Consider the following 16,076-nt stretch of genomic DNA (forward strand, 5'->3'; position numbering starts at 1 on the left):
GGCGCGATGTCGGACCGCTGGCACAAGCTCTCGGAAGCCCCCACCACGCCGCATCCGGAGGACGGGGTCACCCCGCTCACCGCGACCGACCTGTTCCGGGCCCAGGCCGACGACGCCGCGCTCCCGCTCGACGAGAAGCTGCGCCAGACGTACTACTGGATCGTCAACCGGGCCGTCATCTCGCCCTACTACGACGTCGAGTTCTCGTCCGGCCCGGCGCTGTCGTTCACCCTGGGGGATGCCGGGGCCGAGCTCACCCTGCCGAGTGAGCCGTCTTACTCCTCCAACGTGCTGCTGCCGCTGTTGACCTTCGCCGTCGGCGGCAAGTGCCTTCTCATCGGCGGGCCGGGACGCGGGAAGACCACCGTCGCGGTGCTCATGGGGGTGCTCGCGGGGTCGAGCCCCGACGACGTGCGCCGCGGTGTGCAGCAGGGCCAGCCGCAGCTCACGATCAGCGACCTCGTCGGCATCCCGCTCCCGCGCGACCTCATGAGCGCCGAGCGGCTCTCGGACATCGGCATCGCGTGGCGCGAGTGGCTCACACGGCCGGTGAAGATCGTCGACGAGTACAACCGCATCCCGACCAAGACGCAGTCCGCGCTGCTGACGATGGTGGCGGAGGGGTACGTCGAGAGCCACGACCAGATGCGCCGCACCGCACCCGCGAGCGGTGTCGAGAGCTGGTTCTTCACCGCGAACGACGATGCGGGCGGCGGCACGTTCCCGGTGATCCAGGCACTGCGCGACCGCATGGACGTCACGGTGCCGGCGGCGGGCTTCAACAGCCGCTTCTTCGACGAGCTGGTCGCCCGCGTGGAGGCGGGCGAGAAGCCCGAGGAGCACGTCCCGTCCGAGCTCGTGTTCGCGGCCGACGAGCAGACCGCGATGCGCGCGGCGATCCGCGCGGTTCCCGTCCCCGCCGACGTGCGGCGGCGGCTGGAGTTCTTCCTCAGCCACTTCGAGTTCGTGCAGGGCGGCGGTCGCCGGTTCGAGTACCGCACGAAGGACACCGTGACCACGGGCGGGGGCCGGGTCGCCGAGGCCATCGAAGCGAACTCCGGTGCCGACCTCATGAGCGACCCCGGTGCGCAGACGCTCAACGGCCTGTCGGTGCGGGCGCTGCAGACCCTCGTCGTCTATGCCAAGGCGATCGCGTGGTTCCGCGGTCGGGAGGCGGTGTCGGTCGCAGACGTCGCCGCCGTCCTGCCCTTCGTCCTGCGCGGGAAACTCCTGCCGAACCCCACGCACCCGCGCTTCGACGTCGGCGCCGAGCGCGAGCTGAGCACCGACGTGCTGAGCTGGCTCACCGACCTGTTTGCCGAGTCGTGCCGACAGTACGACGCCCTCGGCCGCGGGAGCGACGACCCGGTGGGGGCGCTCCTCGCGCAGGCGGATGCCGGACTCGACGGCGTGACCGCGCTCGAAGCAGGGCGCCGCATCACGGCCATCGAGTCGCTGCTGCGCACCACAGCGGGCACCGGCAAGCTCTACGGGCGCGACTTCGACGACCTCATGGCACTGAAGTACCTGCACCAGCGGTACACCGCGTACGTCCGCTGGGTCGAGCGGCGGCCATGATCCGCCGCCCCGGACACCTCGCGGACCGCACGGTCCCGGTCGGAACGCCGGAGCCCGTGGACGGCCTCGACCTCGAGCTCGCCGCCCGGAACGTGGCCGCGGCCGGGGGCTCCGCCGACCGGTTCCGCGCCGCGTTCGGCGCGGGGCAGGCGGCGGCCGGATCCGCCGCCCTCGACCCCGTGCATCTCGCGGGAGTGGCGGGCTGGCGAGCGGGGGTCCTGGGGCTCCGCGAGGACGCGCTGTCGCGGATCGCCGCGGCGATGCCCGCGGCCGCGGACGCGATCGCCGCCACGCTCGGAATGGATGCCACGGACCTGGCGTCCTTCCTCGAGCATCAGCGCACCGACCGGTTCTGGTGGCCGGGCCGCGCCGAGCAGCGCGGGTACGTCTGCGCGGTGGGCGGCTTCGCGGGTCTCGGCGGAGCCTGGACGCAGCCCCCGACGGACGGCCGTCCCCTCGGCCCGGAGGGTGCCTTCGCGGTGCGCACCGGCGAGCGGTGGTGGCGGATCGACGCCGACGTGTGGGGGTCGCGGCTGACCCCGCTCCGCAGCGTCGACGAGCCGGAGGAGGGCCTCGGGGGACCGGCATCCCTCGTCACCTTCCCGGACTCCTACCTCGCCTGGATCCACGTGGCGGACGCGGCATGAGCGCGCCGACCGCGCTCGAGGGGGCGACGCGCACCGCCTGGGAGTCCGCGCAGGAGCTGTGGGGCGTCCGCATGCACGACGCCGTCCTCGACCCGGGTGCGGGCGCGGCGCAGGGGGCGCCGGCGTGGTTCAGCTTCCCGCCGTCGATCACCGTGGACCCCGACATGGTCACGGCCCTCGGCGGTGCCGACGAGTGGGAGAGCGTGTTCGCGCACGAGCTCGGCCACCACGTCCTCGCGCCGAGCACGCGCCTGGACGCGCTGAAGATCCGCCATCAGCTGGCCCGGGCGATGCAGGCGGCGGGAGCGTATGCGATCCGCGATGCGGATCTGTCGCTGCTGTCGAACCTGTGGACCGACCTCCTCGTGAACTCCCGGGTCGCGGTCCTCCAGCGCCGCCGGGACGGACCCGGCGAGCCGGGGATCGTGCGCCTGTCGCGCGCGCTGTACCGCGCGTCGCGCGACTCGCCCAGCCGGCTGTGGTGGGTCTATCTCCGCACGTACGAGCTGCTGTGGAACCTCGCGGCGGGCACCCTCTGCGATCCGGCGCCGCCGCCGCTGGCCGCGCCCCCTGCGCCGGAGCCCGAGGTCCCGATCGAGCAGATCCCGGAGAAGCACCGCGAGGCCGAACGGAAGCTGCGCGAGCGCCGTCGCGAGGCACAGCGGGTCGCCGACGAACTGGCGGCCGCGACGCTCACTCGTCCCGCCCTGGATGCCGACTCGCTCGCCGCGCTCGTGCGGACCTTCGCGGGGGATGCCGTGTCGGGCGCGCTGCGGTTCGGAGTCATCGTCGCGCCGTATCTCGTCGATCCCCGCGCCGACGACGAGATGGCGGGCGTCCCGATCGCGTGCGCCGCTGACATGACCCCGGCGTCCGCGGGCGAGCTCGGTCGCGTGTTCGCCGACCGGCGGCTGAAGGGCGCCCTGCCGTCACGTCCCGGCGACGCGAGCGGCCCGAGCGACGGAAGGGGACAGACCCTCGGCGTCTCGCGCACGCTCGAGCTGTATCAGGACACGAATCCGGACGACGTCCTGGCCGCGTGGTACCGCGTCGAGGCCAGCCGGTGGATCCGTCCGTTCACGCAGCGGGCGCCGAAGCCGGCCGTTCCTGATCTCCCCGGCCCCCTCGAGACATGGGAGGTCGGCGACGACCTCGCCGACCTCGACTGGCCCGCGAGCCTGCAGACGGCGGGGGTGGTCGTGCCCGGCGTGACGACACGGCGCCGCTCCTTCCTCGTCGACGATCCGCCGCCGACGCGCACGGGACTCGCGGTCGACCTGTACATCGACAGCTCCGGATCCATGCCGCACCCGCGGTATGGCTCGCCCGCCGTGCTCGCGGGCACGATCCTCGCGCTGTCAGTGCTCCGCGGCGGAGGGCGCGTGCGCGTGACGAGCTTCTCCGGTCCCGGGCAGGTCGCGGGGGCCCGAGGACTTCACCCGCGACCCCACGCGCGTGGTCACCGAGCTGGCCTTCTCCTACCGCGGCGGGACGACCTTCCCCCTCGACCTCCTCGAGCGCCGCTACGCGGGGCTGTCGATCCCGGATGCCGCCGACCGCCGCCACCTCGTCGTGCTCTCGGACGACGGGCTCACGTCCCTCTTCGGCGACGGCGATCCCGAGCGCGCCGACGTCGCCGCGCGCGTGCGCACGACCCTCACGACGGCGACGCTCGTCGTGCTCGACCGGCAGCACCGGGTCGCGGAGCTCGCCCGCGCGGCCGACTACGACGTGCTCTACATCGAGCGCATGGACGACGCCCCGGCGGTCTGCGCGCGACTGGCGGAGGTGCTGGGTGGCTGAGTCCGACGACCTGCTGCGGGCCTGGGCGGCGCTCGCCCCGACCGAGGACGCCGCGTGGGCGGCCGCGCGCCCCGGTCCGTCGGTCGACGAGATCGGCGCCCGGCTGTCGAGCGTGCCGCGCCCGTTCCTCGACGAGGGCGTGTCGGTCGCCGCGCTCGCGGGAGACGTCGCCGGGCGCGCACCGGCCGCGGTCGCCCACGCCGAGGATCCGCGGGTGCGTCTCGCCGCGGCCATCGGGCTGTGGGTGCTCGCGAGCGAAGACCTCGTCGCCCCGTTCGACCCGCCCCTGTCCACGGGCATGGCCCTTCGCGCCGTCGACGCCCTCGCCCTTCGTCTGGCCGCTGTCACGGACCCGCTCGACTGGCTCTCCGACGCCGAACGCCGCGAGGAAGCGGCCCGCACCGTCCTGCTCTGGGCGGGGTTCCTCCCCGCCGGGGAGGACGCCGATACCGCGCGCGCCCTCCTCGACGCGCGCGATTCCCTCCGCCGGAGCGCCGCGCTCGCCGACGCGTACGCCGCCCACCGGCACCGCGAGGAGATCGCGCGCCGTCTCGCCGAGGCGCGGTCGCGCGAGGCCTCGGCGAGGTACTCCAGTGAGTGACCCGGACGACCCGCTCGCCCTCGGCGAGTACGCGCCCGGGTCGTCGGCGGTCCTCACCGACGCGGAACGCTGGCCGACCCTGGATGCCGCCGGCGCACGGCGTCTCGAGCGGTGGCGCACACACCCCGCCGCCCCTCGGTGGGTGCACGCGACGGGCGACCGGCTCGACGCCGCCGCCGTGGCCCGCACGCGCGACCCCCTCCCGCTCGACGGCTGGCTCGAGGCGCACCTCGACACCGCGCGTCGACTGCCGTTCTATCGCGGCCGGGGGAGCCTGGCATCCCTGTCCGACTTCCCGACCGTCTCGCGCGCCGATCTCGTCGCCGACGTCTCGGCCTTCGTGCCCCTGGATGCCGATCTGGATCGGATGCTGCACGGCACGAGCTCCGGGTCCACCGGGGCGGCGCTGGTGATCCCCGACGACGTCGAGGAGGTCGCGCGGGGCTTCCATCTGCTGGTCCGGCTCGCGCGCGCGGCCGGGGCCGAGTGGCATCCGGACGGCGAACGGCTCGCGCTCCTGTGGGTCCTGCAGCAGCGGCAGGCGTTCACGTACGTCTCGATCGTGAGCGGCTTCGCGCAGCGCGCGATGGCCCGCGTGAACCTGGACGCCGGGGCGTGGCGGGAGGCGTCCCACCGGCGGACGTTCCTGCGCGACGCCGATCCGCAGGTGATCACGGGGAACCCGACGAGCCTCGCCGAGCTGCTCGACGACGACCTGCGGGATGTCGTCCGGCCGCTCGCGCTCTTCTCCGGCGCGATGGAGCTGTCGGCTCCGCTCCGCGCCGCGCTGGAGGCCGCGTTCGCGTGCCCCGTGATCGACGTGTACGGCCTGCACGAGACGCGTCCGATCGCCGCCCGCACCGACGACGGGCCTTTCCGCGTCCTCGATCGCCGCGTGCTCGTCGAGGTGCTCGATCCCGCCGGGCGGCCGGTGCCGGAGGGGGAGCGCGGCGAGATCACGGTCACCGCGGGCGAGAACCCGCTGCTCCCGCTCGTCCGCTACCGGACGGGCGATTTCGGGCGCCTCGTCACGCTGCCCGACGGCGGGGTCGGGATCGCCGACCTCGAGGGGCGCGAGCACGTCGATTTCGTCACGGCGGCCGGCACGCGCGTGCCCTCGGTCGACCTGACGCAGCAGCTGCAGAGCCACGGGGCACTGGGCTGGACCGTGGAGCAGGGCTCCGACGGGAGCGTCGCGGTGCGGATCGCGGGAGGGGATGCCGCCGCGATCGCCCACGCGCTCACCGCGATGCTCGGGCAGCCCCTGGAGATCGAGCGGGTCGATCGTCTCGTCGAGCTGGGGGAGGGCAAGCCGCGCCGCTTCCGGTCCGCGGCGTCCTGATCCGCCGCGGCCGCGTGCTCAGACGAATGCGGCGAGGGCTTCGTCCACGGCGGCCGGGTCGGCACCGGCGGCGCTGTTGTCGAACAGCACGTGGTGTGCGCCGCGCCAGCGGCAGTCGGCCGCCTGCGCCGTCGCCCAGAACTCGTCCCAGTGGGCCAGCTTCCACGCGTCACGGCCGTAGCCGCGCGAGCCGACCCGCTCGCGCACGAGGCCGCCGTCGACGGTGACGTGCACCACGACGATCGTCATGTCGGTCGGCCACGCGTGCGCGGCGGCGGCCCGCTCGAGGTAGTCCGCCTCGGGGAAGTAGCGCACGAACGGGGCGTCGAGGACGACGTCGTTGCCCAGGCGCAGGTTGTCCCCGGCGAGTCGCAGCAGCGTCGCGTACTCCAGGCCCATGACGACGTCCTGGTAGTACGGGTTGTTGTCGCGTTCGTTCCTGTCGCTGCCGGCGGCTTCGAGGAGCGCCTCCGTGAAGGCGGTCGCGACGGAGTCCTTGTCGAGGTAGGCGGCGCGGATGCGGCGGGCGATCATCGTGCTCACCGTGGACTTGCCGCTGCCGGCGGGTCCGATCACGAAGAAGAGTCGTGCGGTCATGAGTGCTCCCGGGGAGGGGAGGACGCGGGAAACGCCCTCCCCTCGATGATCAGGATGCCGCGATCGAGCGGTCCTTGACGAACAGGCCGTACGAGAGGGCTCCGACCAGCAGCAGGATCCCGCCGATGAGGAACACCGTCGTGTAGTTGCCTCCCGTGGAGGCGAGGATCGCGCCGGTCACGACGGGGGCCACGGCCGCTCCGATGAAGCCACCGAAGTTCTGGATGGCGCCCAGCGACGCGACCTGGTTGGACGGGGCGACGTCCGAGGCGAGGGTCCAGAGGCATCCGATCGGCACCTGCGAGGCGAAGTACCCGAGGGAGAGCAGGACGACGGCGAGCGGCGTGCTGTCGACGTAGGCGACGGGGAGCACGGCGGCGGCCGCGAGGATCGCCCCACCCACGATCGGGATCTTGCGGGCGCGGACGGTGTTCACGCCCCGTCGGACGAGGCGGTTGGACAGCCATCCGCCGAAGATCACGCCGACGATGCCGCACAGGAAGGGGAGCGACGCGAGCCATCCGCTCTGGGACAGGCTGAAGCCGCGGGCGGTCTGGAGGTAGCTGGGGAGCCACGTGAGGTACACCCACACCGTGTAGAAGATGCCGAATGCGCCGATCACCATGAACCAGGTGTTGGCCTGGCGCAGGAGCCGGCCCCAGCCCACCTTCTCGGCCGTCGCCGCTACGCGCGCCTCGGCCTCGGCACCCTTGATGAGCGCCTGCTCCTTGAGCGTCGGGTCGCGGTAGATGCGCAGCCAGACGAGGGCGACGACGATGCCGAAGGCGCCGACGATGATGAACATCCCTCGCCAGCTCATCGTCAGCAGCAGGAACGTCAGGAGGGGCGGGGCGATCGCGTTGGCGATCTGCGAACCCGTGTTGACGAGCGAGACCGGAAGCGCGCGCTCGGACTTGTTGAACCAACGCTCGTTGACCTTCAGCGCCGAGGTGAAGAACGGCGACTCGGCGATGCCGAGGGCGACGCGGCAGGCGTACAGCAGGCCGAACGAGTTCGCGGCGGCGGTCACGATCGACACGAGCGACCAGGCGCCCGCGGCGAAGGCGAACATCTTCTTCGGGCCGAACTTGTCGACGAGGTAGCCGGCCGGGAGGTTGGCGATGGCGTAGGGCCAGGAGAATGCCGAGAGGAGCAGGCCCATCGCGAGCGGGTCGAGGCCGAATTCCCCCGCGATCGTGGTGTTCGCCACGCTCAGTGTCGAGCGGTCGAGGTAGTTCACCACCCCGCCGAGGATGAGAAAGCCCACCAGGAACCAGCGGATCCTGACCGTCTTCTTCTCATCGCGTGTGAGCACCGGTGCTTCCACCGTCGTCTCGCTCATGGTCCACTCCTTCGTGTTCGGGTGACGGCGGACGTCACGGTCCGCCGCGGGGGTCAGTGCGGCGTGCGGGCGCTCGCCACGGCGGCGAGGAAGTCCGCCGCTGCTCGGGTGACATCGGTGATGTCGCCGGTCGTGCGCGCGGCCTTCGTGATCGCGCTCCCGACGCCGACGGCGAGGGCTCCGGCGTCGAACCAGCGGCCGACGTTCTCGCGCGTGGCGCCGCCGGCGGGGAGGATCGGGGCGTGCGCGAGAGGCGCCATGACCGTGCGCAGGTAATCGGGTCCGGCGATCTCGGTCGGGAAGAGCTTGACGATGTCGGCTCCGGCCTCCATGGTCGCGACGATCTCGGTCGGGGTGAACGCGCCGCTGATCGTGAGGGCCTGGTAGCGGTTGGCGGCCCGGATCATGTCGGGGTTGAGGTTCGGGCTGACGAGCATGCGTGCGCCGGCCTGGACGGATGCCACGGCCATCTCGGCATCCAGCACGGTCCCCACTCCGACCGCCACGGGTTCGCCGTCGAACTCGTCGGCGAGCGTGCGGACCACCTCGAGTGCCCGCGGGACGGAGAGGGTGATCTCGAGGGCGCGGATGCCGCCGGCGACGGCGGCGCGCGACACGGCGAGCGCCTCATCGGGGTCGTCGAGGCGAACGATGAGGACGACGCCGGTGTCGACGACGGCCGAGAGGACTTCATGCTTCTTTAACATCGTGGCACACAGTATCACGGAAGTTCACAGAACGAGAACATGGCGTCTCAGTCCTGCACACACGTAGGCTCGAACCGATGACCACCTCGCCGCCCCTGATCCCCGAACAACGCCAGCGCGAACTCATGCGACTGCTGCGCGGCTCGGGTGCGCTCAGCATCCGCCATCTCGCGTCGCTGCTCGGTGTCTCGCACATGACGGTGCGCCGCGACATCGCCGTCCTCGAGGAGGAGGGCCTGGTCGACGCCGTGCAGGGTGGCGTGCGGTTGCGCGAGCGCGTCGGCGTCGAGCCTCCCCGCGAACGCGGGTCACGCGCGGTGCTCGAGCTTCCGCGGAAGGAGGCGGTGGCCCGGCGCGCCGCCGACCTCGTCAGCGACGGGATGACGCTGTTCATCGACGCGGGGACCACGTGTCAGGCGATCGTGCCCCACCTGACCGCGCGGCGGGGGCTGACGGTCGTGACCAACGACTTCTTCACGGTGTCCTCGCTCTTCGCGCACCCGTCCATCGAGGTCATCCACACGGGAGGGGTCGTGGATGCCGCGAGCGGCTCGTCCAGCGGAGCGCTCGCGGCAGCGACCGTGGCGGCGATGACCCTCGATCTCGCCCTTCTCAGCACGGGCACCTGGGACGTCGCGCACGGCCTGACCACGCCCGAACTCGACAAGGTCGTGCTCAAGCGCGCGGTGATGGATGCCAGCGGGTCGTGCGCGCTCGTCGCGGACAGCACGAAGTATGGCACGGCCGAGCGGTTCCGGGTCGTCCCGCTCGATGCGCTCGACGTGATCGTGAGCGACCGCGGTCTCCCCGAGGGCGTCGCGGACGCGATCGCGGAGCTGGGCGTCGAGCTGTGGACCGCCGACGACTGAGTCCGGACACACACGAAGGGCCGGGGCATCGCAGCCCCGGCCCTTCGCGTCGGTGGGTCAGTCGAGGTACTTCGCGTACGCCGGCAGCGTGAGGAACGCGGGGAACTCCTCGCGCAGCGCCACCTCGCGGAACACCTCGGCGGCGTCGTCGAAACGGTCGCCCTCGAAGCGGGTCGTCTCGGCGAGCACGTCGCCCAGCAGCCCCTCGACGTACTCGCGCGTGATGCGCGTGCCGTCGGCGGTGGAGCGGTCCTGGTGGATCCACTGCCAGATCTGCGAGCGCGAGATCTCGGCGGTCGCGGCGTCCTCCATGAGGTCGTCGATCGCGACGGCCCCGAGTCCGCGCAGCCACGCCTCGATGTAGCGGATCGCCACCGAGACGTTGCCACGCACGCCGCCCGCGGTGATCGGCAGACCGATCCGCAGGTCGAGCAGCTGCTCGGGGCGCACCTCGACGTCCTCGCGCAGCCGGTCGATCTGGTTCTCGCGGTCGCCGAGCACGGCGTCGAACTCCGCGCGGGCCACCGGGATCAGGTCGGGGTGGGCCACCCACGTGCCGTCGAAGCCGTCACCGGCCTCGCGCCGCTTGTCGGCGGCGACCTTCTCGAACGCGGCCTCGGTCACCTCGGGCTTGCGACGGTTGGGGATGAACGCGCTCATACCGCCGATCGCGTAGGCGCCGCGTTTGTGGCACGTGCGCACGAGCAGTTCGGTGTACGCCCGCATGAACGGCACCGTCATCGTGACCTCGCTCCGGTCGGGGAGCACGAACCGCGCCCCGCGCCCGCGGTAGGTCTTGATGATCGAGAAGATGTAGTCCCACCGGCCGGCGTTGAGACCCGCGCAGTGGTCGCGGAGGGCGAAGAGGATCTCCTCCATCTCGAACGCCGCGGGGAGCGTCTCGATGAGCACGGTCGCGCGGATCGTGCCGTGGGCGAGACCCAGTCGCTCCTCGGTGAACGAGAACACGTCGTCCCACAGCCGCGCCTCGTCGGCGGACTCGATCTTCGGCAGGTAGAAGTACGGCCCGCGTCCCGCCGCGATGAGCGCGTGCGCGTTGTGGAAGACGTACAGCCCGTAGTCCACGAGAGAACCGGATGCCGGCAGCTCGCGGCCCGCGCGATCGATGACGGTGATGTGCTTCTCGGGCAGGTGCCAGCCGCGCGGGCGCATCACGATCGTGGGCGTGCGCTCGGCGGTGACGCGGTACTCCTTGCCCTCGGGGCTCGTGTAGCTCAGCTGCCCGCGGATCGCGTCGAACAGCGAGAGCTGGCCGCCGATGACGTTGCGCCACGTGGGGGAGGTGGCATCCTCCTGGTCGGCCAGCCACACCCGCGCGCCGGAGTTCAGCGCGTTGATCGTCATCTTCGGGTCGGTCGGGCCCGTGATCTCGACGCGGCGGTCCTCGAGGCCGGGACCGGCGCCGGCGACGCGCCACGACGGGTCTTCGCGGATGTGCGCCGTCTCGGACCGGAAGTGCGGGTCGTCGCCGTTGCCGATCTCGAAGCGGCGGCGTTCGCGCGCGGCGAGCCGGTCGTGGCGCCGACGGCCGAAGCGGTCGTGCAGCTCGGTCAGGAAGGCGAGGGCGGCGGGCGTGAGGATCTCCCGGTCGCGGCCCTCGAGCGGGCGCTCGATCCGCAGGTGCGGAGCGGGGGTGGATGCCGTCGGCTCGGGGCCGCCTCGGTCGGTGGTGGGCGGGGGTTCGATGAGGGTCATGATCGTGGCTTTCGTGTCTGCCTCGGTGTCCAAGACACGCGGACGGAAGGTCGTGGCATCCGCGTGTCTTGGACACTCGAGAGGCGGAAAAGTGTCAGTGGAACTGCGCGGTCTCGGTGGAGCCGGCGAGGGCGAGCGTGGCGCTGTCGGGGTTGAGCGCGGTCGAGACGACGTCGAAGTATCCGGTGCCCGCCTCGCGCTGGTGGCGCGTGGCGGTGTACCCGTTCGCTTCGGCGGCGAACTCGGCCTCCTGCAGCTCGACGTACGCGCTCATGGCGCGTTCGGCGTAGCCGCGGGCGAGGTCGAACATCGAGTGGTTCACGGCGTGGAAGCCCGCGAGGGTGATGAACTGGAACGCGTATCCCATGGCGGCCAGATCGGCCTGGAACGTGGCGATCTGCGCGTCGTCGAGGTGACGCTTCCAGTTGAAGCTCGGCGAGCAGTTGTAGGCGAGGAGCTTGCCCGGGTAGCGGGCGTGGATCGCCTCGGCGAAGGCGCGGGCGAGCTCGATGTCGGGCTCTCCCGTCTCGACCCAGATCAGGTCGGCGTAGGGGGCGAAGGCGAGGCCGCGCGAGATGACGGCATCCAGTCCCGGACGCACCCGGTAGAAGCCTTCGCTGGTGCGCTCGCCGGTGAGGAACTCCGCGTCGCGCGGGTCGACGTCGCTCGTGAGCAGGTCGGCGGCGAGCGCGTCGGTGCGGGCGATGATCACCGTCGGGACGCCCGCGACGTCGGCGGCGAGCCGGGCGGCGTTGAGCGTCCGGATGTGCTGCTGGGTGGGAACGAGCACCTTGCCGCCGAGGTGGCCGCACTTCTTCTCGCTCGCGAGCTGGTCCTCCCAGTGGATGCCGGCCGCCCCCGCCTGAATCAGCGACTGCGCGAGTTCGTAGGCGTTGAGCGGGCCGCCGAAGCCGGCCTCGGCGTCGGCGACGATCGGCGCGAGCCAGTCCTGCGTGATCTCACCCTCGGCGCGCTCGATCTGGTCCTGCCGGAGCAGGGCGTTGTTGATGCGGCGGACCACGGCGGGCACCGAGTTCGCGGGGTAGAGGCTCTGGTCGGGGTAGGTCTGACCCGCGAGGTTGCCGTCCGCGGCGACCTGCCAGCCGGAGAGGTAGATGGCCTTGAGCCCGGCGCGCACCTGCTGCACGGCCTGGCCGCCGGTGTAGGCGCCGAGGGCCCGGATGTACTCCTCGGTGTGGAGGAGGTTCCAGAGGTTCTCCGCACCGCGGCGGGCGAGCGTGGATTCCTCGCGGACGCTGCCGCGGAGCCGGACGACGTCCTCGGCCGTGTAGGTGCGCTCGATGCCGTCCCACCGCGGGTCGTTCTCCCACGCGGCGCGGATCTCATCGGCGGTCTCGGTCTGGTCGCCGGGGCGCAGGGGCGGCTGGGCGGGGGTGGCCTGGATCGTCATGTCGTCCTCCTTCGGGTGCCGGGCATCGGTGCCCGTGGAGACCACTGTCCGCGAAGAATCACCACTCGAACCAAGAAACCTGCTGTGAAGTTTTGCCGTTCTTCCGTTTCGGTGAGATCATCCCGACATGGACACCGGAGTCTCCCTCACCGCCCCCGCCGCGGCATCCGACGATGAGGGCGTGGACACGCTCACGATCGGCAAACGCATCCGGCAGCTGCGCACGGCGCGCGGCATGACGCTCGACGAGCTCGCCGCCGCGGTCGGCCGCGCGCCCAGCCAGATGTCGATGATCGAGACCGGCCGGCGCGAGGCGAAGCTCACGCTCCTGCAGGCGATCGCCCGCGCGCTCGGCACCGGTCTGGACGCGCTCCTGGATGCCGAGCCCCTCGACGCGCGCGCCTCCCTCGAGGTCGCGGTCGAGCGCGCCATGCGCGGGTCGACGTTCCAGGCCCTCGGCATCACGCCGTTCCGCGTCGGCAAGACCGTCCCCGATGAGGCGCTCGCCGCGATGCTCGCGCTGCAGGCCGAGATCGAGCGGCTCCGCGACGAGCGATCCGCCACCCCCGAGGAGGCGCGGCGGGCGAACGTCGCACTCCGCCGTCTCATGCGCACGCAGGACAACCACTTCCCGGAACTCGAGCGCACGGCATCCGAGATCCGGGCCGCCGTCGACCATCCCGACGGTCCGCTCACGCAGCGCGCCGCGAGCGACATCGCCGCGTACCTGGGCTTCTCGCTGCACTACGTGCCCGACCTGCCGCAGACGACGCGCAGCATCGCCGACGTGAAGAACGGCCGGCTCTACCTGTCGACGCGGGTGGCGAAGGGCGACCCGCGGGCGTCGGTGCTGCAGGCGCTGTCGAGCCGCATGCTCGGGCACACCGAGCCCAAGAGCTACGGCGAGTTCCTCCGCCAGCGCGTCGAGACGAACTACCTCACCGGTGCCCTCCTCATCCCCGAGGCGCACGCGGTGGCCGCGCTCACGGAGGCCAAGGCCCGCCGCGTCCTCAGCATCGAGGACCTCCGCGACACGTACTCGGTGTCGTACGAGACCGCCGCGCACCGCTTCACGAATCTCGCGACGGTGCATCTCGGCATCCCGGTGCACTTCCTGAAGGTGCACGAGTCGGGGACGATCACGAAGGCGTACGAGAACGACGACGTGAACTTCCCGACGGATCGGCTGGGGTCGATCGAGGGGCAGATGTGCTGCCGCCGCTGGACGAGCCGCGTCGTCTTCGACGAGGACGACCGCTTCAACCCCTACTACCAGTACACCGACACCGGCAACGGCACGTACTGGTGCACCGCCCGCGTCGAGCAGTCGAGCGAGGGCGCGCACTCGGTGAGCGTGGGCGTGCGGTTCGACGACACCAAGTGGTTCCGCGGGCGAGACACCCCCAACCGCGGCGTGTCGCGGCACGCGGTCGAGGTGTGCTGCCGTCGTCCCCCCGCGGACCTCGAGGCGTCGTGGCGCGACAACGCCTGGCCCAACGTCCGCACGCCCCGGACCCTGCTCGCGACGCTGCCGACCGGGGCGTTCCCCGGCGTCGACACGACCGAGGTGTACGAGTTCCTGGAGGCCCACGCCCCGAAGTGACGGCGGGTGTCGGCCGTCGAGATCGCACGATCCGGTCGAGCGCCCACGTTTGGGTCGCCCATAGCGTGGGCGCTCGGCTCGATCGTGAGCGCTCGGCGTGCGCGCGCGTGCCGGAGGCGACGGCGGTTGCGAAAAAACCGCACACCTGTAAGGTTTCTGGAACCGAGCTCCGTCCCCCCGGAGCGCTTTCGATGAGGAGAGCACGTCATGAAGCACACCCGCTTGGCATCCACCGCGATCGTTGGACTCGTCGTGGGCGGTCTCGTCGCCGCCGCGCCCGCGGCCGCCGCCCCGCCCGGACCGCCGCCGCACGCTCCGGCGCCGATCGGCGTCGGGAGCGGCCCCGGCGCACGCGAACTGCTCCGCTACGCCCAGGACACCTGGGTGTCGATGGCCGCGATGGCGCACGCCGACACCGGACTCCCCGACGACAACATCGGGGGAGACCTGGATGCCACGACGGCATCCGGATACACCTCTCCGACGAACATCGGCGGCTATCTGTGGTCGACCGTGACCGCGCGCGACCTCGGCATCATCGGCGCCGACGAGGCCCGCCAGAGGCTGACCGCGACCGTCTCGACCCTCGAGCACATGGAGCGCAACGACGGCAGCGGCATGTATTACAACTGGTATTCACCCGCGACCGGCGCGAAGCTGGAGATCTTCCCGACGTCGGGTGATGTCATCCATCCGTTCCTCAGCACCGTCGACAACGGCTGGCTCGCCGCCGCCCTGCGGATCGTGCGCGAGGCCGAGCCCACACTCGCCGACCGCGCCGACGCTCTGTACGAGTCGATGGACTTCTCGGCGTTCTTCGACACCGCCGGCGCCCCCGGGCTGCCCGCCGGAACCAACCGCGGCGGTTTCTGGGAGGAGCCGCCCGGAGACGGGTGCGCGGTCGAGGCTCCCATGTACAACGGCAGCGGTGATCAGGCGTTCTACACGTGCCATCACTACGACACGACCGTGAGCGAGAGCCGCATCGCCACCTACCTCGGCATCGCCCAGGGTGGCATCCCGGCGACCGCGCTGTACGGCACGCACCGCACGATGCCCGCGGGCTGCGGCTGGGCGTGGCAAGAGCAGCTGCCCACCGGCGAGACCCGTTCGTACGACGGGGTCGACGTGTACGAAGGCGTCTACTCCTACGACGGGATGTCCTTCGTGCCGAGCTGGGGAGGCAGCATGTTCGAGTCGCTCATGCCCGACCTCCTCGTCCCCGAGACGCAGTGGGGGCCCCGGTCCTGGGCGCTGAACCACCCGATCACGGTGGAGATCCAGAAGCGCCACGGCCTCGACGAGGCGGGCTACGGCTACTGGGGCTTCTCGCCCGCCAGCAACCCGTTCGGCGGCTACAGCGAGTACGGCGTCGACATCGCCGGCATCCGCTCGGATGGATACACCTCGGATGCCGAGAAGACCGATGTCGACATCGACCGCCCCGGCTGCACCACCGGGACGAATCCCGACCCCGCCTTCGGCGACGGCGTCGTGACCCCGCATGCGGCCTTCCTCGCCCTGCCGTACGACCGCCCGGGCGTGCTGAAGAACCTCCGCGGCATCGAGAAGAAGCTCGGCGCCTACGGCCCCGGCGGCTTCTACGACGCGGTCGCGGTCAAGAGCGACACCGTCGCGAAGCGGTATCTCTCGCTCGATCAGTCCATGATCATGGCCGCGATCGGCAATGCTCTGACCGGCGACACCCTCAAGGACTACTTCGTCGACGACGAGATGGAACAGCGGCTGCGCCCGGCGATGGAGCAGCAGGTGTTCGGCTCGTCCTGGGGAACGCGTCGACCCTGACCGTCTGCCCGACCGATGCCCGGTACCCTCGCGGGACCGGGCATCGGTGCGCGC

Annotated in this window: 13 protein-coding genes; 8 read left to right on the forward strand and 5 right to left on the reverse strand. The window is 71.7% G+C overall.

Annotated features, from left to right (window positions below; all coding sequences use genetic code 11):
- Positions 1 to 6: 6 nt before the first annotated feature.
- From RKD05_RS10385 to RKD05_RS10405, 5 genes are all read left to right on the forward strand, one after another.
- Positions 7 to 1,578: an ATPase gene (locus RKD05_RS10385; RefSeq protein WP_424709863.1), complete on the forward strand. Its 1,572-nt coding sequence runs from the start codon at positions 7 to 9 to the stop codon at positions 1,576 to 1,578.
- Positions 1,575 to 2,225: a potassium transporter Kef gene (locus RKD05_RS10390; RefSeq protein WP_424709865.1), complete on the forward strand. Its 651-nt coding sequence runs from the start codon at positions 1,575 to 1,577 to the stop codon at positions 2,223 to 2,225. The genes RKD05_RS10385 and RKD05_RS10390 overlap by 4 nt, the downstream gene beginning before the upstream one ends.
- A gap of 1,455 nt (positions 2,226 to 3,680) precedes the next feature.
- A complete protein-coding gene (locus tag RKD05_RS10395; RefSeq protein ID WP_424709867.1) occupies positions 3,681 to 4,028 on the forward strand; it encodes a hypothetical protein in 348 nt (115 codons plus the stop codon).
- A complete protein-coding gene (locus RKD05_RS10400) occupies positions 4,021 to 4,629 on the forward strand; it encodes a phosphohydrolase (protein WP_424709868.1) in 609 nt (202 codons plus the stop codon). Before RKD05_RS10395 ends, RKD05_RS10400 begins: the two co-directional genes overlap by 8 nt.
- A complete protein-coding gene (locus RKD05_RS10405; protein WP_424709869.1) occupies positions 4,622 to 5,971 on the forward strand; it encodes an AMP-binding protein in 1,350 nt (449 codons plus the stop codon). The genes RKD05_RS10400 and RKD05_RS10405 overlap by 8 nt, the downstream gene beginning before the upstream one ends.
- Positions 5,972 to 5,989: 18 nt before the next feature.
- Here the strand turns inward: RKD05_RS10405 and RKD05_RS10410 are convergent, their stop codons facing one another.
- From RKD05_RS10410 to RKD05_RS10420, 3 genes are read right to left on the reverse strand one after another with little or no spacing between them, the layout of a single operon-like run.
- A complete protein-coding gene (locus RKD05_RS10410) occupies positions 5,990 to 6,568 on the reverse strand; it encodes an AAA family ATPase (RefSeq protein WP_424709870.1) in 579 nt (192 codons plus the stop codon).
- 49 nt (positions 6,569 to 6,617) lie between these two features.
- Complete coding sequence (locus RKD05_RS10415; RefSeq protein ID WP_424709872.1) at positions 6,618 to 7,910, reverse strand: MFS transporter; 1,293 nt, start codon at positions 7,908 to 7,910, stop codon at positions 6,618 to 6,620.
- Positions 7,911 to 7,963: 53 nt separating this feature from the next.
- Entirely contained in the window at positions 7,964 to 8,617 is a 654-nt protein-coding gene (locus tag RKD05_RS10420) for a bifunctional 4-hydroxy-2-oxoglutarate aldolase/2-dehydro-3-deoxy-phosphogluconate aldolase (protein ID WP_424709874.1), read from the reverse strand.
- A gap of 77 nt (positions 8,618 to 8,694) precedes the next feature.
- Here RKD05_RS10420 and RKD05_RS10425 point away from each other — a divergent pair, with 77 nt between their 5' ends.
- Positions 8,695 to 9,486 carry a DeoR/GlpR family DNA-binding transcription regulator gene (locus RKD05_RS10425; protein WP_424709876.1) on the forward strand — a complete coding sequence of 264 codons (792 nt, stop codon included), beginning with the start codon at positions 8,695 to 8,697 and terminating at the stop codon, positions 9,484 to 9,486.
- A 57-nt stretch (positions 9,487 to 9,543) separates the two neighbouring features.
- Here RKD05_RS10425 and aceB read toward each other — a convergent pair whose 3' ends face one another.
- Both aceB and aceA read right to left on the reverse strand, forming a co-directional pair.
- Positions 9,544 to 11,202, reverse strand: coding sequence for a malate synthase A (aceB, locus tag RKD05_RS10430; RefSeq protein WP_424709877.1), 1,659 nt, complete (start codon positions 11,200 to 11,202; stop codon positions 9,544 to 9,546).
- Positions 11,203 to 11,296: 94 nt separating this feature from the next.
- Positions 11,297 to 12,613, reverse strand: coding sequence for an isocitrate lyase (aceA, locus tag RKD05_RS10435; protein WP_026095706.1), 1,317 nt, complete (start codon positions 12,611 to 12,613; stop codon positions 11,297 to 11,299).
- Between the two features lie 127 nt (positions 12,614 to 12,740).
- Between aceA and RKD05_RS10440 the strand changes: the two genes are divergently transcribed.
- Both RKD05_RS10440 and RKD05_RS10445 read left to right on the forward strand, forming a co-directional pair.
- On the forward strand, positions 12,741 to 14,216 hold the full coding sequence (locus tag RKD05_RS10440) for a helix-turn-helix domain-containing protein (RefSeq protein WP_424709878.1): 1,476 nt from the start codon (positions 12,741 to 12,743) through the stop codon (positions 14,214 to 14,216).
- 207 nt (positions 14,217 to 14,423) lie between these two features.
- Positions 14,424 to 16,022, forward strand: coding sequence for a glucoamylase family protein (locus tag RKD05_RS10445; RefSeq protein WP_424709879.1), 1,599 nt, complete (start codon positions 14,424 to 14,426; stop codon positions 16,020 to 16,022).
- Positions 16,023 to 16,076 lie beyond the last annotated feature (54 nt).

The organism is Microbacterium sp. SLBN-111 (assembly GCF_049739645.1).
GTDB lineage: Bacteria > Actinomycetota > Actinomycetes > Actinomycetales > Microbacteriaceae > Microbacterium.